Origin of the sequence: Flagellimonas sediminis (assembly GCF_010500845.1) — a bacterium.
GTDB classification, from domain to species: Bacteria; Bacteroidota; Bacteroidia; order Flavobacteriales; family Flavobacteriaceae; genus Flagellimonas; species Flagellimonas sediminis.
The window spans coordinates 66991-91982 of the sequence record NZ_JAAAMI010000009.1 but is presented as its reverse complement, the minus strand read 5'-3'; the positions used below and the strand labels follow the sequence as shown (position 1 = coordinate 91982).

Below are 24992 nucleotides of genomic sequence, written 5' to 3'. Positions count from 1 at the left end.
TTATTTTAAAAACACTACCATAGGTTGATTTTAAGAAATTTATTTCCAAAAGCATAAAAACTGGAATGGTTTATTATAAAATTCATGAATTTGAAGGCTTATAATAGTGTATGTCTCAACAAGTATAGCCTTTAAAATCTAAGTTTACCATACACAAACTGTATGTTTTTTCCATCTGTCGGAGTTGATGGAATCTCAATTGATTAACTAACACAAACCTAAAATTGAACTTATGAAAAAACCTTTTTTCAAGAGAATTATTTTTTTGGCCGCTGTACTATGTATGGGTTTTGCGCAAGCCCAGACCGTAACGGGTACGGTGTCCGATGAGACGGGGCCCTTACCGGGTGCCAACGTTCTGGTCAAGGGAACTACCAATGGAACCCAGACCAATTTTGACGGTAACTTTAGCATCGATGCCCCTAGTGATGCGACATTGGTAATTAGCTATATCGGTTACAAAACGATTGAAGTTCCCGTCAATGGGCAAAGCACAATCAATGTGACGATGGAAGAGGATGCCAACCGATTGGATGAGATTGTGGTTACGGGATATGGATCCCAGGCCAAAAAGGATTTGACAGGTGCTGTTACCGTTGTGGATACCGATGAACTGAAATCGGTCCCTGCCACTACTTTTTCGCAACAATTGCAAGGTAGGGCCGCCGGGGTTACCATCGTTAACGATGCAAGACCAGGTGGAGAGGCCACAGTGCGTATCCGTGGTTTCGGTACGTTGGGTAACAACGACCCCCTTTACATTATAGATGGTGTACCATCCCAGCGACAATCAAACTTGAACCCCAATGACATAGAATCTTTACAGGTATTGAAAGATGCCTCTTCAGCTTCTATTTATGGGTCTAGAGCCGCTAATGGGGTTATCATCATCACCACCAAAAAGGGAAAAATGGGCAAACCCACCATTACCTATAATACATTCTATGGAATTCAGTCCCCAGCTAAGGACGCAGAGTCTTTGAATGCTGAGGAACTTGGTAGGTATTTGTATTTGGCCGATTTATATGCTGGTAAAACGCCAAGCCATGGACAGTATACCTTCGGACCCAATGGTGAGGTTACCATACCTGATTATGTTTTCCCTAGTGGCGCCAATGAGGGAGATCCAGGCACAGATCCTAGCCTTTATGCTTTGGAACCAGGCAATATCTATGCCATTACGCGTTCTGCCGATACCAATTGGTGGGATGCTGTAACCAGATCGGCACCAATCCAAAGCCACAACATTTCGGCTTCCGGTGCTACGGAATCTGCACGTTATGCCTTTAGTCTAGGTTATTTCTCCCAAGAGAGCGTTGTGAAGTTCGCTAGCTATGATAGGGTGTCTTTGAGGGCAAATACAGAGTTCAAGACATTGAACAAGAAATTGACCATTGGAGAAAATTTCACAACTTCCTTTGATAACCTGAAAGGAAACGTTTCCAATGATGATGAGCAAAGCCCGGTTTCCGGTGCTTACAAACACCATCCTTTACTTCCCATTTATGATATTGCCGGTAATTTTGCAGGTAGTAGGGGAGCCAACTTGGGAAATAACTTCAACCCATATGCAAGACTATTTAGAGATCAGGACGATAGAAGATACGGTCTGCGACTATTGGGGAATGCTTATGGAAACTATGAGTTGATTCCAGGCCTTGATCTGCGTACCAGTTTTGGTGTGGATGCTAGGGTGCAAAGAGTAAGGAATTTGGACCGCCCACAGCCTGAATATGTTGAGGGTAATTTTATCAGAAGTTCAGAAGCTAGAGAGCAATATGAATATCAGTGGACATGGACCAATACATTGACCTATGCCAAAACGTTCAATGAAGTCCACAATTTTAAAGCGTATGTGGGTGTGGAATCCATTCAGCAATTTGAAGAGCGTTTTGAGGCCCGTCGTGAGAGATATGCTTTCGGAACGACCAATATCTTGAGCTATCTGGATTTGGGTGATGCCACAACGGCAACCAACAGAGGATATGTATTTCAAGATTATACCTTATGGTCGCAATTCGGTCAGTTGAACTATGACTATGACGGAAAGTATTTGGCCCAGGTGATCTTGAGAAACGATTCCTCGTCTAGATTCCAACAAGCCTCCAGAAGTGCATTCTTCCCAGCCTTCAGTTTGGGTTGGAGGATGTCCGATGAAAAGTTCATGGATAATGTTACTTGGATCGATAACTTGAAACTTCGTTATGGTTGGGGTAAAACAGGTAACCAGCAAATTGGTGACTATAATGCCTATACCACTTATCGTTCAGATATCTTAACAGGAGGCTATCCAATTGATGGTTCCACCGGTTCTCCACAGATTGGATTTGCTCCAAGAGCATTCGGAAATCCAAATGCCAAGTGGGAGGCCACTACTTCCAACAACATCGGTATGGACTTGGTAATGTTGGATAATAAGTTGTCCGTTAACTTGGATGTATGGAAAAGGGTCACTACGGACATGTTGATCAACGTTCCGGTTACCTATACTGCAGGACAAGCTGATGAACCAGCTTTCAACGTTGGGCAAATGACCAACAAAGGTATCGATTTGGGAATCAGCTATGGAGATAAAAAAGGAGATTTCTCTTATGAAGTGAGTGCCAACTTTTCAACTTATACGAACAATGTTGACGCTCTTGAAGGAGAAAGTACCAGAATTTTTGGCCAAAGTAGAAGGATTCCGGCTTTGTCCATCACCGAAGCAGGTTCGCCATTGTCTTCTTTCTATGGTTTCAAAACCTTGGGTATTTTCCAATCACAGGCCGAGGCCGATGCATGGGCTCCTTATGGAGATTATAATGCGCCAGGTAAATTTAGGGTGGCTGACATTAACAACGATGGGGTTATCAATGATGATGACCGTACCATTATCGGTAGCCCGCACCCTGATTTCACCTATGGTATCAACATTAATTTGAGCTATAAAAATTTGGATTTGAATATCTTTGGAAATGGTTCACAGGGTAACGATGTGTTTAACTACGTGAGATATTTTGCGGATTTCAATACCTTCCAAGGTAACAGAAGCAAAAGAGCATTGTATGATGCGTGGCAACCAACCAACCCAACGGCAGATCCTAGTACTTGGGTGGCCGCCAATCCTGGTGCCACTTCACCAATTATGGATGCCAATGACCAGATCAGTAGTAGACCTTCTTCTTACTTGATCGAGGATGGTAGTTTCTTCAGGTTAAAAAACATTCAATTGACCTATAACTTCCCTGAGAAAATTATATCCACAATTGGCTTGGACAGGGCACAGGTTTATGTGCAAGCGCAGAACATAGCCACCTTTACCAAGTACACAGGTCTTAACCCTGAAGTTCAATTGAGCAATGCGGACGACTCAAGAAGGAACCTTACTTTAGGTTATGATGGAGGTTCACAACCAGTGGCCAAAACAATAAGTTTGGGGTTAAATGTTACACTTAAATAACTAAAACTAATGTTTACAGAAATGAAAAAGATAATATCGACATTACTTGGAACTCTTGGCTTGTTAGCTTTGGTACTAAGTTGTAACAACGATTTTTTGGATAGACAGCCACAGGGCCAGTTCAGTGAATCGGATGTTGCTACATTGGATGGAGTAAATGGTCTCTTGCTCGGTGCCTATACAATGGTGCCCGGCGGTGGCTTGGAAGGCCAAACATGGCATAACGACATTCAAAACTGGGTGTTCAATTTGGCCTCTGATGATGCTTTAAAAGGAACCGATGCGGGTGACCAACCCGAGCAGTCTTTCATTGAAGCATATGACTTCCAATCCTTCAATGTTCATATTAGGGACAAATGGAGAGGGCTTTATAAAGGAGTTGCCGCGACCAATAATGTCATCAAAACTTTGGAAAAAGTTGAGGATGCTTCAGAAGAACAAAAGGCACAGATTATTGCTGAAGCTAGGTTTTTAAGAGGGTTGTTCCATTTTGAAGCACGAAAGATGTGGAGGATGCCTACTTATATTAGCGACGAAAACTTTGATTTGAACGACCTTGAGAGCACCAAGATTCCGAACGACCGTGAAATATGGCCGTTCATTGAAGCGGATTTTGCCGCCGCCGCCGCCGTGTTACCAGAGACACAAAGTGAAGTGGGAAGACCTACAAGTTGGGCCGCCAAAGCATTTTTGGCCAAGGCCAAAATGTACCAAGGATGGAATTCTGATGGTTCTGCCAATGCAACTAAATTGCAAGAAGCCAAACCAATTTTGGAAGATATCTTGAACAATGGTCCTTTCTCTTTGATGGACAAGTACCAAGACAATTTCTTGGTGGCTACCCGTAACAATTCAGAATCTATTTTTGAGGTTCAGTATGCCATTAGCAGCGCTACCGGTGATGCTGCGAACAGAGGTATCGGTTTGGCTCACCCATATATCGATCCTTGGGGTTGTTGTGGATTTTATCAAGTGTCGCAAAACTTGGTGAATGCCTTCAAGACCGAAGGTGGACTTCCAATGTTGGATACTTTTGACAACGAGGATGTGCCTTCCACAGTAGATCCTGTGACCACTTTGTCAACTTATAATGGACCTTTGGATCCACGTATCGACCATTCTGTGGGTAGACCAGGTATTCTTTATAAAGGATTCAAGATTTACCAAACAGATTTCGTTCGTGACCTTACTTACGCCGGACCTTTTTTCAGTATGAAACATGTTGCGGAACCAGAAGCTTTCGGACAAGGTGGATGGGGTAACCTATCGGCCAATAACTACCGACTTATGCGTTTGGATATGATCATTCTTTGGCTTGCAGAAGTAGAGGTAGAGATTGGTGACTTGGAAGTGGCAAGAGGTTTGGTTAACCAGATTAGGGCTAGAGCGGCCAATCCAGATGGTTTTGTACCCTTGGCCACCCAAGGTGAGGAGCGTAACGACTTTACAATTGTTGAAGGGACTCCTGCGGCTAACTATGAGATTTCTCAGTACGAGACTCCATGGACTGACAAAGATGTGGCCAGGAAGGCTGTACGTTTTGAGACCAGATTGGAATTCTCCATGGAAGGACACCGCTTTTTTGACCTTCAGCGTTGGGGCGTATCCGCTAGCGTTTTGAATGCGTATTTGCAAAGCGAATCACAACACAGGACTTATCTGTCAGGAAGGTCGTTCCAACAGAATAAAAATGAGTATTTCCCAATTCCGATCGAAGCGATTGATAGATCTGTGAAAGACGGTGCGCCAACCTTGACACAAGATCCCGCGTACTAAAAAAGTTTTTTTATTTTTAGAATTAGTAGCCTAGCAATCAAAAGGCCTTGATATTTATTATCACGGCCTTTTGAAATTATAGGAAATTAGTGATTTTAACATAGTTAAATGCCTTTCCAACTACTTAAACAATTGAACATGAGAAGGAGTATCCCCCTATTGTTGTTAATTATTTTTTTAAGCTCTTGCCATAAAGACCCGTTGGTTTTGTACAAGCAAAAACATGCGGATGATACAGGTATTTACTTCAATAACAGGATTGAGGAAACGGATAGCTTTAACATACTTACCAGTGAATATATTTTTAATGGTGGAGGTGTAGCCGTAGGGGACTTCAACAATGACGGTAAAAGTGATCTTTTGTTTACAGGTAACCAGGTGGCCAATCAATTGTATTTGAACCAAGGGGATTTTAAGTTCAAGGAAGTTGGCAAGCAATCGGGCATTGGCGCCGAAGATAGATGGTGTACAGGAGTAGCCGTTGTTGACATTAATTTGGATGGATGGCTTGATGTTTACATATGCACGGCCATGAAAGAGGAAGGACAACATAGAAAAAATCTGCTTTTTGTGAATCAGGGACTTAACAAAAGCGGAGTTCCCATCTTTCGTGAAATGGCAGCCAATTATGGCATTGATGACTCAAGCAATAGTATGAATGCCACGTTTTTTGATTATGATAAAGATGGTCTTCTGGATCTTTATGTGCTGAACAACCAACAGGTTCATACCCTACCGACCAACTATCGTCCTAAAATCAATGATGGTACGGCGATAAGTAATGACAAGCTCTATCACAATAATGGTGATGGTACTTTTACCGATGTCACCTTGCAGGCCGGAATCGTTTACGAAGGTTTTGGTTTGGGGCTTGCAATTTCAGATTTGAACTACGATGGATGGCCCGACATTCATGTTAGTAACGACTATTTGACCAATGATCTCCTCTACATAAACAATGGTGATGGAACTTTTACCAATAAAATAGAGGATTTTATAAAACATCAAAGCAAGTTTTCCATGGGTTCCGACATCGCGGATTATGATAACGATGGTTTCTTGGACATTATCACCTTGGACATGTTGGGGGAAACCAACCAACGTATGAAAACAACCATTGGGAGCACCAATTATTTGGAATATATCCTGAACGAAAGATACGACTACCAATACCAGTACATGCGTAACATGTTGCACAAAGGTTCTGGTACTGGAGGTAATTTTAGCGAAATCGGTCTTATGGCCGGAATATCGAAAACGGATTGGAGTTGGGCACCTCTTTTTATGGATGTGGATAATGACGGATTTCGGGATCTTTTGATTACAAATGGATTTCCAAGGGATGTTACGGATCGTGATTTTGGTGATTTTAGACTAGGGGCGGCATCATTTCTTAGTCCCGCCCAAATCCTCGATTCCATTCCCGTGGTGAAAATTCCAAATTATGCCTACAGGAACAAAGGGGATTGGACCTTTGAAGAAGTAAGCACCACATGGGGCTTGAATATTCCGTCCTTCTCAAATGGTGCGGCTTTTGCGGATCTGGACAATGATGGCGATTTGGATTATGTGGTAAACAACATAAATGAGGAGGCATTTGTTTTTGAAAACCAATCCGAGAAGGAAGCTTTTGGAAAGAATAATTCCCTCAGGTTACAACTAAAAGGCAGCAAAGAAAATCCGCTGGCCATCGGCACAAAAGTATTGATCCACTACGGAGATGATCAAAAGCAATACTACCAGCATTATCTCAGTAGGGGGTATATGTCTTCCATAGAACCCATTGCCCATTTTGGCTTGGGAGCCAATAAAACGATAACCCAGATTGAAGTGGAATGGCCGGATGGAAAATATAGCGTTTTGAACAACGTTCCGACGAATCAATTGGTACAGTTGGATTATAAGAACGGCAAAAACCAGGAAAACCCGGATATGTTCGAGTTGAAATCCAATCCATTGGTAAATCCTACATTATCTGAAGTTTCAGCGCAAGTTGGAATCGACTATAAACATACGGAACAAGACTTTGTGGATTTTAATTCCCAGCAAAGGATTCTTCCGCATAAATTAACACAGAACGGACCATGCCTTGTGGTAGGAGACATTAATGGGGATACTTTCGAAGATGTTATTGTCGGAAGTTCAGCGGGCTATTCACCTACAATCATGCTTCAAGATGCAAATGGCAATTTTAATGAAAGCCAAATGTTTGTTGACAAACAGGAGATGGGCTTTGAAGAATTGGGCATGGAGTTGTTCGATATTGACAATGATGGTGATTTGGATCTTTACCTGGTTTCAGGGAGCAATGAATTTGCTGAGGGAAGTGAATTTTACAACGATCGTATCTTGATAAACGATGGCAAAGGAAATTTTACTGTCGACAAAAATAGGATACCGCAGATCAGTGCAAGCGGTTCGGTTGTTAGGGCGGCAGACTTTGACGGCGATGGGTTTATAGATCTTTTCGTGGGAGGAAGAACCCCTGCCGGTAAATATCCCATGGCCGAAAGAAGCTTTCTACTTAAAAATGACAATGGAATTCTAAAGGATGTTACCCAAGAATTGGCGCCCAAACTGGTAAATGTGGGGATGGTTACCGATGCCATTTGGACCGATTATGATGCAGATGGCAAACCAGACTTGGTAATCGTAGGAGAATTTATGCCCATTACATTTTTTAAAAATGAAACGACCTCTTTTCAAAAAGTTGAAGAAACCGGACTGGAAAGAAAAATAGGTTGGTGGGAATCCATAAAGGCCAAGGATATGGACGGTGATGGGGATATTGATTTTGTTGCAGGTAACCTAGGAAGGAACAATTTTTTTCAACCCTCGGAAGACAGACCCGTACGTTTGTTAACGAAGGATTTTGATGCAAACGGAACCCAGGACCCTGTCTTTTTTGCCTATTTGAAAGATACCAAAGGAATGTATCAACCCTATCCCGTAAATTTTTGGGGCGATTTGAATTTACAAAGTCCCTTGTTCAGGAAAAAGTTCGATTACTTTAGGGATTATGCCGAAGCTTCCTTGAACACCTTGTTCAGTGAGGAGGAAATGAAGGATGCACTAAAATTGGAGGGAAATTTTGATGAAAGTGTTTATTTGGAAAACTTGGGCAATGGCAAGTTTGCTTTTCACTCCTTGCCCATTGAAGCACAACTGGCCCCATTGAACGATGTGCTCCTTACCGATGTGGATGGCGATGGGAACATGGATATCCTCGGAGTGGGGAATGACTTTGGCAATGAAATATTCATTGGCAGGTACGATGCTTTCAATGGCGTGTATTTAAAAGGAGATGGTAAGGGAAAATTTGTACCGCAAAAAACTTCCTCAAGTGGTTTTATGGTGCCAGGGGATGCCAAAGCAATGGCCATGGTTAAAAGTGTATCTGGGGCAAGTATGATCTTTGTGACGCAGAATAAGGGAAAACTATTGGTTTTTAGAGAATTATCGGGCAAGACAAGCCATAAAAAAAGCATGCTTTAATGAAGTAAAAAGGTCAAAAAAAAAGCCCGTTTTTAACAATAATATGCAGTGGGTTAAAATTCATGAATTTGGAGGTGTTTTACTTTAATTAATTGTGTTTTAACCCGTTGTATGAACTAAATTTATTTGAGTTAGTTTTAATTATGCTGTTAACTGGTCTTCAAGATTTATAGATGGATTAGGTTCCTGAATAATTTTGAGTTAGTTGAGGTTTAATTCAAGTTTAGTTAGAAGCAATGTTGTAATTGTTCAACATTGCTTTTTTTCTTATCCATTTTTTTTGTTAATTTAAAGTTAAAATAACATCTAAAAGGAATTACAGTGAAATTGTAAAAAATATGGAAGCAAGTTTTAGATCATTTAGTGGAGCAATATTATCCGGTTAATGCTCTCCTGTTCGGGATAGGCTAAAAAACCTGACCGGAACCTTTACAGCACAATAAACTAACTAACTAACACTCCTCATGTCACTAAATAATATATTGGTTATACTGCTTTTCTGTGCAATGGCACCAGCATATAATCAACAAGGACCATCAAAAATAACATCACCGCCACCGTTACAGCTCGATACTTATTTTAAAGAAATTGAAAAATTGGTAGATGAGCAACGGTTACCAAGTTTAGAAATACTCCTGCAACAAAAATCCCAGGCCGAAGGAAAGGAAAGAGTAGACCTTTGTTTGGAATTGTTCACGCGTTATATTTTCAAATCTACCGTACAAGCAAAAAAGCACAATGATGAAGCACACCAAATTGCCTCGAGCATTGGCTATGATGGGGCTTATTTGAGAACCAATTTGAACCAGGCCTTTATATTTTTCATTCAGGGCGAATTTGACAGGGCCATGGATCTCATCGATGAGGTGGAGACTCATGACAAATGCCAATATTACAGTGCCATAGAAGCGGATGGCGAAACCCTTAAATCCTATATTTTTACAGAGAGGGGAGAGTATGACCTTGCCTATGAGACTGCTTTGAATTTACTTGAAAAAGGAGAGGCCTCAAAGAACCATTATAGTATGATGAGGGCGTATTCTGCCATATCCCATTTTTATCTCAGACTTGGCGAATACGATAAGGCATTGGAAAATTGTTTAAAAGGACTTGATTTTATATTGGAGTTAAAAGAAGTCCGGTTTATTTTTCCAAAGATTGACGAAATAGCCCGGATGACACATAAAATTAAAGGGAGCAAGGAAGCTCTTAAAATCTATGATTTTTATCTGGAGCTTGAAAATACTTTTGGAAGCCCGGGAAGTTACATCCAAAGTGTGGTGTACATGAACATTGCTACCATTTATATAGAAGAGTCCGAGTTTGAAAAGGCACAGGACTTTCTTAATAGGTCGCAGCACATTATTGAATCCAACAATTATAGGTTTAGAAAACCACGTGTTCATTTGCTCACGGCAGACCTACATTTAAAAAAAGGGGATAGCATCACTGCCAAGAAAGATTATGAACTGGCCTATGCCTCCGCCGAAGGAATCAATGCCTTTGATGTGATCAAGGAAGTAAGTAAATCGTTGGCTTCCATAAACAAGGCAATGGGAAACAAAAAAGAGGCTGCATTTTTTTCAGATCTCTATCTCAAGGTCAGTGATTCCCTTTTCTCCATAGAATCGGAACAGCGTGTAAAGATATTGGAAGCCAAGAGGAGTATTTCGGAAATCTCGAAACAAAAGGAAATTCTTGAGATAAAGGCGGAGGTACAAGATGAACGCTATCGCTTTATGACCATCATTTTTGCGCTCACCTTGGCATTGGGCAGTATTGCCACAATCTCATATTTCAGGGTGAGCAAGAAAAATAAGTTGCTATTTGCGAGAACCAAGGAATTGGCGGTAGAAAAGCTGAATCAAAAAAAATTGGTCGCGCTGGATAAAGTTAGAAACCCTAGTGGACAGGTGGTCAAGACAAGTTCAGGATCTAATTATATGGATGAGGACATCAAGGAAATTATCTTGACCAAACTCAACCGGTTGGAGGACGAAGCATTTTTTCTAAACCCAAAATGCAGCCTGCGCAGTTTGGCGGATTTGTTACAGACCAATCAAAAGTATCTTTCACAGGTAATCAACCATGAAAAAAAATCCAATTTTAACAACTATATCAATGAGCTCAGGATCAATCATTTGTTGAATAGGTTGTTGGAAGATAAGGAATATAGGAACAGCAAACTGACCTACATAGCAACAACAAGCGGGTTCAATAACCTTAATACGTTTTATTCCGCATTTAAAAAACGTTTGGGAATCTTGCCTTCCTATTTCATTGAAAAGTTGAACGAAGAGGACGAGTCCAGCCAATGGGAATCAGAAGGGGAAGACCATCAATAAGTTGGATTTTGATCGGTGGCATTTAGATTAGCCGTTGATAATCAACAAGGTTGATTTTTAACAATTCAGATCAATCTCCCAATTCTTTAAGGTACAATACCTACCTTTGTTCCTACAAAACGAATCTTGGTATTCTATGGCCCTTATCAATTGGGGAAATGAACGTCCCGATTATCTGAAGTATTCCAAATATCTTTTTCAAATTGCATTTTATGCCAGTATCCTTGGATTGTTTTTGTTCATAATCGATTTTGGTTTCGACAAATCCCAGGAAATTCAAGTTTGGTACAACACCTACTATTTTGTTGTAATCACTCTTGGTATCGTGGCAACTGGTTTACGGTATTGGCAGCAAGACAAACAGATGAAGCGTTCTGTAGTCATCTTTGATGTCTTCAGTATTTTTGCCACCATAGTCATTCTTTACGCCCATTTTTTAGGAGAAGAGGCGCACAGGCATATTTCCTTTTTGTACAACGATAACTGGGTGAAGTTTGCCATCATCCTTACCTTCATCAGGGAGTTTTCCGAGCAGAACATCAATTACAAGCGGACCTTGCTCAATCCGGCGCAATTGTTTATTGCCAGTTTTTTCGTTATCATTTTGTTGGGAGCGGTACTTTTGATGCTTCCCAATGCCACCTATAATGGGCTCTCTTTTTTGGATGCCTTGTTCACGTCAACCAGTGCTGTGTGTGTTACGGGTTTGATAGTGGTGGACACAGGAACTTATTTCACCACTTTTGGCCAATCCATTATCCTCTTTTTGATACAGGCAGGAGGAATCGGTATCTTGACCGTTGCGAGTTTCTTCAGTTACTTTTTTAAAGGAGGGGCTTCCTATGAAAACCAGTTGACACTCAGTGATATGACGGGTTCGAGCAAGCTCGGGGAGGTATTCTCTACATTAAAGCGAATTTTGGTCATCACCTTCTCCATTGAATTGGTGGCTGCACTGCTGATATATTTAAGCTTGGATAAATTTTTCTTCGGTTCTTTTTTTGAGCGTAGTTTTTTTTCCGTGTTTCATGCGGTATCGGCCTTTTGTAATGCTGGTTTTTCCACGTTGCCCAACAGCTTGTTCGAATCAGGAATCCGATATAACTATACTTTTCAGATCATAATCATTATCGCCTTTGTACTTGGGGGGTTGGGTTTTCCCATTGTGGTCAATATCATCAAATACCTAAAATACTTTTTGCTCAGGATGTTCTTCTATTTCCGTGGTAAACGGCAGACCTATAAACCATGGGTGTTGACACTCAACAGCCGTATTACCCTACTAACCACAACTACTTTGACCATTGTAGGTACGCTGTTTTTTTATTTTAATGAGTACAACAATACCTTGGCGGAGCATAATGGATTCGGAAAGTGGGTAACTGCCTTATTCGGTGCAGCTACGCCCAGGACGGCCGGTTTCAATTCTGTGGATATGGGATCCCTGGATTTTTCCACTGTTATGATGATATTCCTTTTAATGTGGATCGGTGCCTCACCGGCATCTACAGGAGGTGGTATCAAGACCAACACCTTTGCTATAGCAACCCTCAACTTCCTGAGTCTTGCCAAGGGTAAGGCCAAGATAGAGATTTTTAGGAGGGAGATATCCGAGATATCGGTAAGAAGGGCTTTTGCGGTCATTTCCCTATCCCTATTGGTCATTGGATTGGGCATTATTTTGATTTCTGTTTTTGACGGGAACAAAAAGTTGTTGGACATTGCTTTTGAGTGTTTTTCGGCCTATAGCACGGTTGGATTGAGTCTTGGCATAACGGCTGATTTGAGTGCTGCCAGTAAATTTGTGATCATTGTGGTCATGTTTTTGGGAAGGGTGAGTATGTTGACCCTATTGATTGCCGTGTTCAAAAAAGTAAAAGAGAAAAATTATAAGTATCCGGTGGAGGAACTCACCATCAATTAAAAGTCAGGCTTATGAAATATATTGTTGTGGGATTGGGAAGCTTTGGGGCCTCTTTGGCGGCAAAATTGACCGAGGCAGGAAATGAAGTAATCGGTATAGACACTAACATGGATCGCGTAGATCATTACAAAGAATATATTTCCCATACCATTTGCATGGACGCCACGGACGAGTTTACGGTGGCCGGACTGCCCTTGAAGGATACCGATATGGTTGTAGTGGCCATTGGGGAAGATAAAGGGGCCAGTGTTATGGCCACAGCATTGTTCAAGAACCTTCAAGTGAAAAAGTTGATCAGCAGATCCATTGATACCTTGCATGAAAAAGTACTCCATGCCATTGGTGTGGACGAAATAGTACATCCAGAGGAAGAATCTGCGGAACGCTGGGCAAAAAAATTATGCTTGAAAGGAGTGGTAGACTCTTTTGAATTAAACGATGATTACAGTATTGTGGAAGTAAGTGTTCCTTTAAAACTTCACGGGAAGACCATTAAGGACAGTAATATTCGCGAGCAATACAATCTTTTGGTGTTGACCACCATTGCCAATACTACGGAACGAACTATTGTGGGCAAGGTGAAAAATGTTACCGAGGTAAAAGGTGTTGCCAATCCCAACAGTGTGCTCAACAAGGATGATCTGATTGTGGTATATGGCGCCAATAAGGATATCAAAAAATTCTTGAAGGACTAAACCTTAAGGTTTAAAATTGTATCACTTTTACTTTTTAGGGTTCGAAATCAATTGAGGCCGTATTCCGTCAAAAGTCATGATAATGTTTTTGATGGTTCCGTCCGGGTTGAATTCCATTTTGTCGATACACACCACCCGATGGTCCCTGTCCAAATTAGGGATGGGCCTACGGTGATAGATCATATACCAATCATCTGTCCCTGGAACCTGGATAACGGAATTATGCCCCGCACCTGTGGCAATCGAACGATCGGCCTCTAAAATGGTTCCGATCCTTTTAAATGGGCCTCTTGGACTATCTCCCATAGCGTAGGCCACTTTATAGGTATCATTGGTCCATCCACCTTCGGACCACATCAAATAATAGTTTTTGTTTCTCAAAAACATCAAAGGGCCTTCCACGTATCCCTCGGGAGTGATTTCTTTAAAAATTTCGCCATCTTCAAAAGGGACAAACCCTGTGAAATCATCATTTAAAATCCCCATATTGCAGTGGCTCCATCCTCCATAGAAGAAATAATGGGTGCCATCCACATCCTTAAAGACAAATTGATCAATGGGTTGGGCACCATTGTAAAAATCAGAAACCAGAGGTTTTCCCAAATAATCCTTGAACGGCCCAGCGGGTGATGCCGAAACGGCAATACCAATGCCCCCATAATGGTTGATGTCGTTTTCAGTATCCCACATGGGTCCCCCAGGTCGTTGCACATCATTGGCAGAGAAAAAGAGAAAATATTTCCCATCCTTTTCTATGGCTGCGGGTGCCCAAATGGCCTGTTTGGCCCATTTTATAATACTGGTATCCAAAACGTGGGAATGTTTTTTCCAAGTAACCAGGTCCCTTGATGAAAAGGCATCCAAAAATAATTGGTCTGTATATTTAGCAGAAAAAGTAGGATAGATCCAATATTCTTTCCCAAAAACTACTCCCTCGGGATCGGCGTACCAACCTTCAAAAATAGGATTGCCAGAAGTTTGTTTTTCTGCTGTACCCTGATAGGATTTACAACCTAAGGCCAATATTGATGATAATGCAAGGAAGAAAGCTGATGACCGTAATTTGCGGGTTGAATTCATTTAAATGGTTTAGTCGGTAATTTAATAATTTATGTTCTGTCCTTGACAGGGATAACGAACTTGAGTCCAGACCAAATCTCGCTAACAGCGCAGACTTTAATATCCACTAGGCCATTCCGCAATCCAATCTCACGGACCACATTTCCATCCAGGTCAGTCGGCATTTTAGATATTTTCTTAGGCCAAGAGATCCAGATTGCCCCACGCTGTTCAATCTCTTGTCGAAGCTTACGGATATCTTGTTCCAGTTGGTCCTTACTATCCGAAAAGTAATGGATAAGATCCTTTTTGAAAGAGGTGTCATCAATCCATTCCAAGTCGTTTGGCAAATCCGAAAATAAACCAAAATACTCATTTGGCCTATTCAATACTGAAATTTTGAACCCTGGTTTTATGCCCATTTTTTTAGCCAAGGGAGTGCCTGAATAGCCTTCGGTCATTTTATCTCGGTTTTAGAGTATTGATGGATAACGGTTTGAATCTGGAAGATACAAACTTAATCGGCAAGGGAAAAGCGGATTTTTTGTTTGGATTTCATCAAAAATGGTTTGAAAAATGTAGGAAAGGGTCCTGAAATCTTAGTAAATTGCAATATGTACGCGCATACATAACGGGAAATTATGGTAGTAAACGATAAAATTTATCTTGATTATAACGCTACAACACCAGTAGATCCAGAAGTGTTGGAGGCCATGCTGCCCTATTTTTCCGAACACTTTGGCAATGCTACAAGCGATCATTCCTATGGATGGTATGCCGATGATGCCGTGGAAAATGCACGTACCCAAATTTCAAGGTCGCTGGGTTGCCGTCCAAGTGAAATCATTTTCACTTCTGGTGCCACGGAAGCTGCCAATTTGGGCTTGATGGGATTCTGTAAAGCAAATCAGCATAAGGGAAATCATATTGTTACCTGCAAAACGGAACACAAGGCTGTATTGGAAACCATGAAGGCCTTGGAAAGCCAAGGTTTGCAAGTGACCTATTTGGATGTGGACAGCCAAGGGAGCATTGACTTGGAACAGTTTCAAAAGGCTTTGTTACCTACGACCATTTTGGTGTGCCTTATGTTGGCAAACAATGAAACAGGTATCATCCATGCCATGAAACCAATTGCTAAAATTGCCCACGAAAATGGTGTTGCGGTCATGTCAGACATCACCCAGGCCGTTGGGAAAATTCCTGTCGACCTGAAAGATTTAAATGTTGATTTGGCTATTTTCTCTTCCCATAAAATATATGGCCCGAAGGGAATAGGGGCCTTGTACCTGAACAAAAAGAATCAAATAAAACTGGAAAAGCATCTTTTTGGTGGAAATCAGGAACAAGGGTTACGCCCGGGTTCACTTAATGTTCCGGCCATTGTAGGGTTCGGGGAAGCCTGTAAAATCATGACTTTCAGAATAAGAGAGGAAAGTGAAAGATTGTTGAAGTTGAGAGAACAACTGGAATTGCGACTTACCCAGATGGGAGGTGCCGTAATAAATGGGACAGGTTCGCCACGATTGTCCAATACAACCAATGTTTCATTTTCAGGGATAGAGGGTTCCAAATTGCTATTGCATTTAAAAAGGCTGGCTGTCTCCAGAGGTTCAGCTTGCACTGCGAACCTGGTTAGCCCGTCCCATGTGTTGATGGCAATGGGTCATAATGAACGAACCGCTTTGGCCAGCCTTCGAATTAGTATGGGGAGGGCTACCACGGCAAGAGACATAATGCTGGCCATGGAAGAAATTGAAAGGGTGGTCAACCAGCTTAAAACAGTATCTGCATGAGAGAGTTGGATGCCATCATAAAAAAGTATAAAGAGTTGAAAGCCCAAAACATAGGCTGTGTTATGGCCACTGTCGTCCATGTGGAGGGATCATCGTATCGTAGGGAGGGTGCACGAATGTTGGTGGATGAATATGGAAACATTACAGGAGCCATCAGCGGTGGTTGTTTGGAAGGTGATGCGCTACGCAAGGCCCTATATGCTTGGGAAAGACAAGAAAATAGATTGGTCACTTACGATACCAGTGATGAGGATGATGCGGTCATTGGAGCGCAATTGGGTTGTAACGGGGTAATTCAAGTATTGTTCGAACCCATTGATTTTACTTCAAGTGGAAATGCTTGTGAATTATTGGGAAAAACCTCGGAGAAAGAAGAGACAGTTGCCATTATCATTGGCTTCAATTTGGAAAGTAGGGAAAAACAACTTGGCACCATAATGATGGTTACCACTTCAGCAGTGGCGACTTCCATGTATATGAGTGGTAAAGTTTCCGAAATTTTGATAGCGGAAGGCAAAAGAGCTCTTGCAGAAAACACATCAAGTTTTGTGTCATTGGCAACGAAAGCTGGCCAGCAATATGTATTTGTAGAAGTGCTTCAACCACCCGTTAAATTGGTTTTGGTAGGCGCCGGGAATGATGCCCAGCTCTTGGCCCAACAGGCCGAACTTTTGGGATGGAAAGTTTTTGTCACCGATGGTCGCCCAACGCATGCCAACAAGGAACGTTTTGCAGGGACTTGTCAAGTGCTGGTATCCAAACCGGAAGAGACCCTGAAACATATAAATATCGATGCACGGACTTGTTTTGTGCTCATGAGCCATAATTATAATTATGACCTGTCGGTTTTGGAACTTTTACTGGGTCAACCGCAACTTTTTTACATTGGTATTTTGGGCCCCTTGAAAAAGTACAATCGAATGTTGGATGATCTGGATCAAAAGGGATTGCAGATTTCTCAACAGGATTTGGCCAAGATCCATGCCCCTGTGGGATTGGAAATTGGAGCAGAAACTCCGGCCGAGATAGGACTTTCCATTTTGGCAGAAATACAAAGCGTGTTGAAAGGAAAACAGGCACGACCTTTAAAACATAGATCGGCCCCCATCCATGACAAGGAAGGGACCGAATTTCAAAAAATACATATTTGAGTAAAACGGCAAAAATAGGAGTAGTCATTTTGGCGGCTGGTGGATCAAGCCGATTGGGTAGACCTAAACAATTAGTAAAGTTCAAAGGAAAACCACTTTTACAGCACACAATTGATTTGGTTGAAAAGTTGGATTTCAATAAGAAAATTTTGGTTTTGGGTTCCCATGAGGATTTGATTCTAAATGAAGTGGATATCAAGAATTTTGAAGTGGTACAAAACCCGGAATGGGAAAAAGGGATGGCAGGCAGCATAAAAATAGGGCTACAGGAATTGACTCGAGACACAGAATTGGAACACATCCTTTTGCTGCTTTCCGATCAGCCCATGTTGACCACGGAATACATACAAAGATTGAGCATGGCACATGTGTACCAAAAACCAATGGCAACATATTCCAAATATGGTTCAGAATTGGGTGTGCCGGCCATTTTTTCCAAATCGGCCTTTACGTTTTTGGAAAATTTAAAAGGGGACCAAGGCGCTAAAAAATTAACCATGAATGCAGATTTCGTTTATAGGACCATAGAATTTGAACAAGGTGGTTTTGATATCGATACGGAAGCGGATGTTGAAAAATTGAAAGGATTGGAATAATGAGGGTCACCGTAAAATATTTTGGTCTGGTTGCCGAAGCAAAAGGCACAAATGAGGAGGTCTTGAATTTGACAGCACCCACTACGGCATATGAATTAAAATTGAAGTGTTTAAATCCACATGGAATTATGGATCAAGAATCCATTCAAGTGGCCGTGAACCAAAATTTGGATGAAAACATCATTTTAAAAGATGGGGATGAGGTGGCCCTATTACCACCCTTCGCAGGAGGATGAACCGATACGAAAGACAAATAAAACTACAGGAAGTAGGTACTGAAGGACAGGACAAACTACGCCATGCCAAAGTGTTAATCATTGGTGTGGGTGGATTAGGTTGCCCTGCTGCCTTGTATTTGTCCGCTGCAGGTGTCGGAAACATTGGCCTTATGGACCATGACAAGGTGGATGTGACCAATCTTCACCGACAAGTGTTGTTCCAAGAATCAGATTTGGGCAAACCAAAGGCCGTTGCGGCGGCGGAACAGTTGTCGAAAAGAAATAGTGAGGTGGTTTTTGAGATCATTCAGGAAGCCTTGACACAAGAAAATGCGCAAAGCATAATTGACAGATATGATATTGTTCTAGATGGCACCGACAATTTCGAAACCAAATACCTGATCAACGATGCTTGCATATTGTCCGAAAAGCCATGGGTGTATGCTTCCATTTATAAAAATGAAGGACAACTTTCGGTGTTCAATCACCAAAATGGACCAAGTTATAGGTGTCTTTTCCCCAAAACAACACGACAAAATATCAGTTGTGAGGCAACCGGGGTCCTTGGGGTTTTACCAGGAATGCTGGGTATTATGCAGGCAACCGAGGTGTTGAAAATGATTTTAGGGAAAGGCGAAGTGTTATCGAGCAAATTGAAGCTCTTCAACATTTTTTCAGGAGCGGAACAAATCATCAACATAAAAAAACGTCCAGAAGAAATAGAAAAAATCATAATGAGTGGCATTGTTCCGGTAAAAGTGGAATGCACCTTAAAAAGTGAATTTCAATGGTATTTGGATGTCAGGGAATCCTTTGAGCAGCCCAAACCCAGTGGGAACAACATCCTAAAAATACCGATGGCCGACCTTGTGGTACGCCATCATGAAATACCGAAAGACCAAGAAGTCATGGTGTTTTGTCAATCTGGCAAACGGAGCCAGAACGCCATAGAAATATTGGAAAGGGAATTCGGGTTCAGTAACCTGATCAATGTGGAAGGAGGAATTGAAACCATCATCAATGGAGACTAAAAAATTAAAAAAGGTATTTGTGGAGGGGGCCATACCCCCCGAGAAAATTGCCCAGTCGGTGGCGAACCATCAGAGCAAGACCAATATTGGGGCCCACAGTATTTTTTTGGGCCAGATAAGGGCCGATAAGATCGATGGCAAAACGGTGGCTGCGATTCAGTACACGGCGTACGAAGAAATGGCTGGGAAAGTATTCCACGAGATAAGGGAAGCGGCATTTGCAAAATTCGATATTACCTGCGCCCATATTTACCATAGTTTGGGCACCGTGAAGGCAGGGGAACTATGCCTGTTCGTTTTTACCTCGTCCGCCCACAGAAAGACCGCCATCGAGGCCACCAATTATTTTGTGGAGGAAATCAAGGCGAAAGTACCCATCTTCGGCAAGGAAATATTCGAGGATGAAACCCATCAATGGAAAGTAAACAAATAAATGGTCGATATAACACACAAAGTGAACACCCTGCGGGAAGCTACCGCAGAGGCCATCGTAAAAACGAGCAGCCAAGAAACCATCGATGCCCTAAAGAACAATAGGGTTCCCAAGGGAAATGTGTTCGAGATGGCCAAAGCCGCCGGACTTTTGGGGGTGAAAAAAACACCAGACCTTTTGCCTGATTGTCATCCTCTGCCCATTGAATTCACAGGGATTGAATATGAAATCAAAGGGCTGGAGATTTACATCACCCTGACGGTAAAGACCATTTATAAAACAGGGGTAGAGGTAGAGGCCATGCATGGGGCCAGCGTAGTGGCGCTCACCATGTACGATATGCTGAAACCCATCGATAAAAATGTGGAAATCGGAACCATTCGACTCAAATCGAAGAAGGGCGGAAAATCATCCTATAAAGTAAACAGTGAAGGTTTAAAGGCCCATGTGGTGGTCTGTTCCGATACCATTTCCAAAGGAAAAGGAGAGGATACCGCGGGAGAAGGAATCATACAAAAACTTCAGGATTTAGGAATGGAAACGATGAAAGCCATCATCCCGGATGAACCATCGGAGATTGTGAAAATTTTGGAGACCACTTCATCGGACCTCATCATATATACCGGTGGTACGGGCGTGGGCCCTCGCGACGTAACGCCTCAAACCTTGGAACCCTTATTGGAGATTAGATTGAAAGGTGTGGAGGAACAGATGCGAAGCTACGGTCAGGACCGTATGCCGTATGCCATGTTCTCACGCTCCGTGGCAGGGATAAAAGACGGAAAATTGATACTGGCTCTGCCAGGTTCGGCCCGGGGGGCAATCGAGTCCATGGAAGCCATTTTCCCCCATGTGTTGCATGCATTTAAGGTGATAGAAGGAAAACGACATGATTGAAAGAACCCCCAAAATAATCGATAATTTCGGTAGGCCGCATACGTATCTGAGGATTTCGTTGACGGATCGGTGCAACCTGCGCTGTTTTTACTGCATGCCCGAAGAAGGTATCGAATTGATTGAAAAGCCCAACATCATGACCTTGGAAGAGATCATTGAGATGGCGCGTACGTTTAGGGATTTGGGTGTGGATACCATTCGCTTGACGGGTGGCGAACCTTTGGTTCGGAAGAATTTTGATTTTTTGGTGGAAGAATTGTCCAAGTTGGGAGTAACGCTCAAGTTGACGACCAACGGAATCGTTCTGGATAAATATCTTGACCTGTTTGAAAAGATTGACCTTCGGAAAATCAATCTTAGTTTGGATACGTTGGATAAAGCCAAATCCGTGTTCATCACCAAGCGGGATTATTACGAGCGCATCATGGCCAATTTGAATAGAGCCTTGGAGATGGATATGGACCTCAAACTCAATGTGGTCCTGATCAAGGGGGTCAATGATAACGAGATCAATGATTTTATTGCATTGACCAAGAACAAAAATTTAGTGGTCAAATTCATAGAGTTTATGCCATTCAAGGGGAACAAATGGGATTGGAACAAGGGTGTGGGAAGGGAAGAAATTTTGCACACTATCGGTTCCAGTTTTGGTGAAATTGAAGAACTGCAAAACCCCAAGCACAGTACTTCTACCAATTTTCGAGTGAAGGGCCACAAAGGCAGTTTCGGTATCGTAAGCACCATCACCAATCCTTTTTGCGATGATTGCAATAGGATCAGGCTTACGGCAGATGGAAAAATGAAAAACTGTTTGTTCGCCACTTCGGAGACTGATTTACTATCACCCTTACGAAATGGTGAAAAGTTGGATGACATCATCATCAACGCCATCAAATCCAAAAAGCATTCACGGGACGGTATGGAAGTAAAAATGGAGGAGGAACATTACGAACAGAACCGTTCCATGATATCAATAGGAGGATAATGGTAACCATAGAAGAAGCCCTAAATAGCATTAAAAGTCAAGAAACAACTTCAAAAGTGGAAACCAAACCGCTTCAGGAAGTTTTGGGCCTTGCCCTTTCCGAAGACATTGTGGCTCCTTTTGATATGCCTTCTTTTGACAATTCGGCCATGGATGGGTATGCCCTTTGTGGGCTTTATTTAGAATATGAAATTGTAGGGGAAGTTGCCGCGGGAGATACCAAGGAGACAGCGCTAAAAGACGGTGAGGCGGTCCGAATTTTTACTGGGGCAAAGGTTCCTGCCAGTGCCTCTGCAGTGATGATGCAGGAAAAAACCAAGGTGCAGGGAAACCATCTTTTTTTGGATGAAATGCCAAAGGCAGGGCAAAGCATCCGTAAAAAAGGGGCCGAACTCCAAAAAGGACAATTGGTGCTTCAAAAAGGCCATGTGCTGAATCCTTCTTCTTTAGGATTGATCGGAAGTTTGGGATTGGACATAGTGAAAGTGATTTCCAAACCGAGGATTCACATGATCACCACAGGAAATGAATTGGTGAAACCCGGTCAACCGAAGAAGGAAGGCCAAATTTATGAATCCAATAGTTTTGCGATTGCAGGGGCCTTGGAACAGTTCGGGTTTCAATGTGCCCAACAGCTACAGGTTAAGGATGATTTTGAGGAGACTAAAAAAAGTATCCAAAAATCCATGGAAACCTGTGACGTTTTAATTGTTTCCGGGGGAATTTCGGTAGGTGATTATGATTTTGTAAAACAGGCGTTGGAGGAAAATGGAGTGCAGGAACTGTTCTATAAAGTCTTCCAAAAACCGGGTAAACCTTTGTATTTTGGTCGAAAAGGGAATCAGTTTGCGTTTGCTTTGCCCGGTAATCCGGCCTCATCGTTGACTTGTTTTTTCATATATGTGTTGCCCTTGCTACAAAAATGGAGCGGGCATACAGATTTGGGACTGCCTTGGTATAGGTTTCCACTGAGGCATGACTATGAAAACCGTTTTGATCGGCCTTCCTTTTTAAAGGCTCGAGTGACTTCTGATGGAGCACAGATTTTAGATGGACAAGGTTCGTCCATGATCCAGTCGATGGCTTTGGGCAATGCCTTGGCGTTTGTTGAATTGGGTGAAAAATTCAAAAAAGGAGACCTGATCAAATGCAAACTCATTTCCTGACATGCCTATAGAATACTTGCCCATAGTTTTCTTTTTGATAGCCTTGTTCTATAGCTCTGTGGGATTTGGAGGTGGGTCTAGCTATTTGGCCATTCTTAGTCTGTTCCTTACCGATTTCTACGAAATCCGTTCCACGGCACTCATCCTAAATATTTGTGTGGTCACAATCGGGACATTTGTGTTCATTCGGAACCGAGTGTTCAGTTTTAAGATGTTCTGGCCGTTTTTGGTACTAAGCATTCCCTTTGCCTATGTGGGCACCCAGGTTAGACTTTCGCAAAAGGCTTTCTTTCTGATTTTGGGAAGTGCCCTGATCTTGGCAGGAATTTTCATGTTGTTGCGATTCGTGAAACAAAAGTTGGAATCCAAGGAATTCAACAACACCAAAAAGCTGTTGCTGGGAGGGAGTATTGGACTTTTGTCTGGAATATCGGGAATAGGAGGAGGTATCTTCCTTTCCCCGGTTTTGAACCTATTGAAATGGGCCAATCCCCGGGTTGTGGCCTCTTTGGCATCAGTGTTTATTCTGGTCAATTCCCTTTCGGGTTTGGTCGGGTTACACGTGGCGGGAACCTTTAGGTTGAACCAGAGTCTCATGCTTCAGCTTGTAGTGGCTGTGGTGTTGGGAGGAAGTTTAGGGTCATACCTCTCTAACCGAAAGTTCAATCTCAAGTTTTTGGGAATTCTTACCAGTATTTTGGTACTCTATGTAGGTCTAAGGTTGATTTTGCTACATGGTTTTGGTGTCAAAATTTAAGGTTGGGACCTGTTTGGGTCAAACCAAACGAAGGATTTTTTCCTCTCCGTCCCGAAGGGCTTCATTCAAATTTTCCATCAATTCATTAAAGGCTGTTAGAATTGTTTTTCCGGTTTCCGTTAGTGCGGCACCACCTCCTTTGTTTCCACCTTTGTGGAGTATTACATAGGGTTCTTGCCCCTTTTGGTTCATATCATCCACCATGGACCAGGCCTTTTTATAGGACATGCCCATAGCTTTGGCAGCTTTGCTGATGGAACCTTGCCGGTCTATATGGGCCAACAATTGGGCACGCCCCGGCCCGAAAAACTTTTCCCCATCGATGTCGATCCAACATCGCATTCGAAGTTCTTTGTGTACCTCCATAATTGTTCTTCAATAGTAAAACTCCAACATATGTAATGTAGGAACTACATATATTACTTTTCAATTTAGCGATAAATTTTGAGGGCCAATGACCCCAACCATAAAAGAAAAGGACAAAACCTTTTGTTCTGATCGGGTCTTGTCCTTTTAAATGTTTTGTGGGCATCGAAACCCTTTTCAAACTAAATCGTGATGGTGGCGCCCATTAATTTCAAGAATTCCCGAATAAACACAGGATGTGCTGGCCATGCTGGGGATGTCACCAAATTACCGTCCACGTAGGCCCCGTCCACGGGAATACTTTGAAACTCCCCACCGGCCACCGTCACTTCGGGCCCAACAGCAGGGTAGGCGGTCAGTTTCCGTCCTTTTACCACTCCGGCCGCAGTAAGGATCTGTATGCCATGGCAGACTGCAGCCACCGGTTTGTTTGCATCAAAGAAATGTTTGGTGATCTCCAAAACTTTTGGATTTAACCTTAGATATTCTGGGGCACGCCCTCCGGCAATGACCAATCCGGCATAATCGGTGGGGTTTACATCGGCAAAACTGTAGTTAAGGGCGAAATTATGACCTGGCTTTTCGGAATAAGTCTGGTCGCCTTCAAAATCGTGGATGGCCGTTTTAATGGTATCACCTTTCTTTTTGTCAGGACAGACAGCATGTACTTCATAACCAACCATTAAGAGCATTTGAAAGGGGACCATGGTTTCATAGTCCTCGGCAAAATCTCCGGTAAGGAACAATACTTTTTTCATTTTTTTAATATTTATTGGATTTGTAAATAATTTATCTGTAGCATTATAAAGATACTTATGGATTGCAGTATTCCTTTTGAAAGTCATGCTAAGATTATGCTAAAT

General features: G+C 42.3%; 20 protein-coding genes. 16 read left to right on the top strand and 4 right to left on the bottom strand.

Annotated features, from left to right (window positions below; translation table 11 throughout):
• Positions 1–232 precede the first annotated feature (232 nt).
• The 6 genes from GTK07_RS15715 (at position 233) to GTK07_RS15690 (ending at position 13674) form a co-directional block, all read left to right on the top strand.
• Complete coding sequence (locus GTK07_RS15715) at positions 233–3439, top strand: SusC/RagA family TonB-linked outer membrane protein (protein WP_163636198.1); 3207 nt, start codon at positions 233–235, stop codon at positions 3437–3439.
• A gap of 21 nt (positions 3440–3460) precedes the next feature.
• Positions 3461–5215, top strand: a complete 1755-nt coding sequence (locus GTK07_RS15710) for a RagB/SusD family nutrient uptake outer membrane protein (RefSeq protein ID WP_163636197.1) — start codon at positions 3461–3463, stop codon at positions 5213–5215.
• Positions 5216–5353: 138 nt separating this feature from the next.
• Positions 5354–8710, top strand: a complete 3357-nt coding sequence (locus GTK07_RS15705) for a VCBS repeat-containing protein (protein WP_163636196.1) — start codon at positions 5354–5356, stop codon at positions 8708–8710.
• Positions 8711–9174: 464 nt separating this feature from the next.
• The gene (locus GTK07_RS15700) at positions 9175–11055 is read left to right on the top strand and encodes a helix-turn-helix domain-containing protein (protein WP_203583821.1); all 1881 of its coding nucleotides are present in this window, start codon (positions 9175–9177) and stop codon (positions 11053–11055) included.
• 136 nt (positions 11056–11191) lie between these two features.
• A complete protein-coding gene (locus GTK07_RS15695; protein ID WP_163636194.1) occupies positions 11192–12979 on the top strand; it encodes a TrkH family potassium uptake protein in 1788 nt (595 codons plus the stop codon).
• 11 nt (positions 12980–12990) lie between these two features.
• A complete protein-coding gene (locus tag GTK07_RS15690) occupies positions 12991–13674 on the top strand; it encodes a potassium channel family protein (protein ID WP_163636193.1) in 684 nt (227 codons plus the stop codon).
• 27 nt (positions 13675–13701) lie between these two features.
• Here the strand turns inward: GTK07_RS15690 and GTK07_RS15685 are convergent, their stop codons facing one another.
• A complete protein-coding gene (locus GTK07_RS15685) occupies positions 13702–14754 on the bottom strand; it encodes a glycoside hydrolase family 43 protein (protein WP_163636192.1) in 1053 nt (350 codons plus the stop codon).
• Between the two features lie 29 nt (positions 14755–14783).
• Positions 14784–15194, bottom strand: a complete 411-nt coding sequence (locus tag GTK07_RS15680; protein ID WP_163636191.1) for a DUF3052 domain-containing protein — start codon at positions 15192–15194, stop codon at positions 14784–14786.
• 180 nt (positions 15195–15374) lie between these two features.
• Here GTK07_RS15680 and GTK07_RS15675 point away from each other — a divergent pair, with 180 nt between their 5' ends.
• From GTK07_RS15675 to GTK07_RS15630, 10 genes are read left to right on the top strand one after another with little or no spacing between them, the layout of a single operon-like run.
• Complete coding sequence (locus GTK07_RS15675; RefSeq protein WP_163636190.1) at positions 15375–16529, top strand: cysteine desulfurase family protein; 1155 nt, start codon at positions 15375–15377, stop codon at positions 16527–16529.
• Positions 16526–17680 carry an XdhC family protein gene (locus GTK07_RS15670; protein ID WP_163636189.1) on the top strand — a complete coding sequence of 385 codons (1155 nt, stop codon included), beginning with the start codon at positions 16526–16528 and terminating at the stop codon, positions 17678–17680. The genes GTK07_RS15675 and GTK07_RS15670 overlap by 4 nt, the downstream gene beginning before the upstream one ends.
• Positions 17677–18276, top strand: a complete 600-nt coding sequence (locus GTK07_RS15665) for a nucleotidyltransferase family protein (protein WP_163636188.1) — start codon at positions 17677–17679, stop codon at positions 18274–18276. The genes GTK07_RS15670 and GTK07_RS15665 overlap by 4 nt, the downstream gene beginning before the upstream one ends.
• Entirely contained in the window at positions 18276–18512 is a 237-nt protein-coding gene (locus GTK07_RS15660) for a MoaD/ThiS family protein (protein WP_163636187.1), read from the top strand. The genes GTK07_RS15665 and GTK07_RS15660 overlap by 1 nt, the downstream gene beginning before the upstream one ends.
• Positions 18509–19525, top strand: coding sequence for a HesA/MoeB/ThiF family protein (locus tag GTK07_RS15655; protein WP_163636186.1), 1017 nt, complete (start codon positions 18509–18511; stop codon positions 19523–19525). The genes GTK07_RS15660 and GTK07_RS15655 overlap by 4 nt, the downstream gene beginning before the upstream one ends.
• Positions 19515–19958: a molybdenum cofactor biosynthesis protein MoaE gene (locus tag GTK07_RS15650; RefSeq protein WP_163636185.1), complete on the top strand. Its 444-nt coding sequence runs from the start codon at positions 19515–19517 to the stop codon at positions 19956–19958. The genes GTK07_RS15655 and GTK07_RS15650 overlap by 11 nt, the downstream gene beginning before the upstream one ends.
• Entirely contained in the window at positions 19959–20855 is an 897-nt protein-coding gene (moaCB, locus tag GTK07_RS15645; RefSeq protein ID WP_163636184.1) for a bifunctional molybdenum cofactor biosynthesis protein MoaC/MoaB, read from the top strand.
• Positions 20848–21840 carry a GTP 3',8-cyclase MoaA gene (gene moaA / locus GTK07_RS15640; RefSeq protein ID WP_163636183.1) on the top strand — a complete coding sequence of 331 codons (993 nt, stop codon included), beginning with the start codon at positions 20848–20850 and terminating at the stop codon, positions 21838–21840. The genes moaCB and moaA overlap by 8 nt, the downstream gene beginning before the upstream one ends.
• Positions 21840–23006, top strand: coding sequence for a molybdopterin molybdotransferase MoeA (locus tag GTK07_RS15635; RefSeq protein WP_163636182.1), 1167 nt, complete (start codon positions 21840–21842; stop codon positions 23004–23006). The genes moaA and GTK07_RS15635 overlap by 1 nt, the downstream gene beginning before the upstream one ends.
• 1 nt (position 23007) lies before the next feature.
• A complete protein-coding gene (locus tag GTK07_RS15630) occupies positions 23008–23763 on the top strand; it encodes a sulfite exporter TauE/SafE family protein (protein WP_163636181.1) in 756 nt (251 codons plus the stop codon).
• Between the two features lie 18 nt (positions 23764–23781).
• Here GTK07_RS15630 and GTK07_RS15625 read toward each other — a convergent pair whose 3' ends face one another.
• Positions 23782–24105, bottom strand: a complete 324-nt coding sequence (locus tag GTK07_RS15625) for a winged helix-turn-helix domain-containing protein (RefSeq protein ID WP_235932893.1) — start codon at positions 24103–24105, stop codon at positions 23782–23784.
• A gap of 206 nt (positions 24106–24311) precedes the next feature.
• Positions 24312–24887 (bottom strand): DJ-1/PfpI family protein, encoded by a 576-nt coding sequence (locus GTK07_RS15620; protein WP_163636179.1) that lies wholly within the window; start codon positions 24885–24887, stop codon positions 24312–24314.
• Positions 24888–24992: the final 105 nt, after the last annotated feature.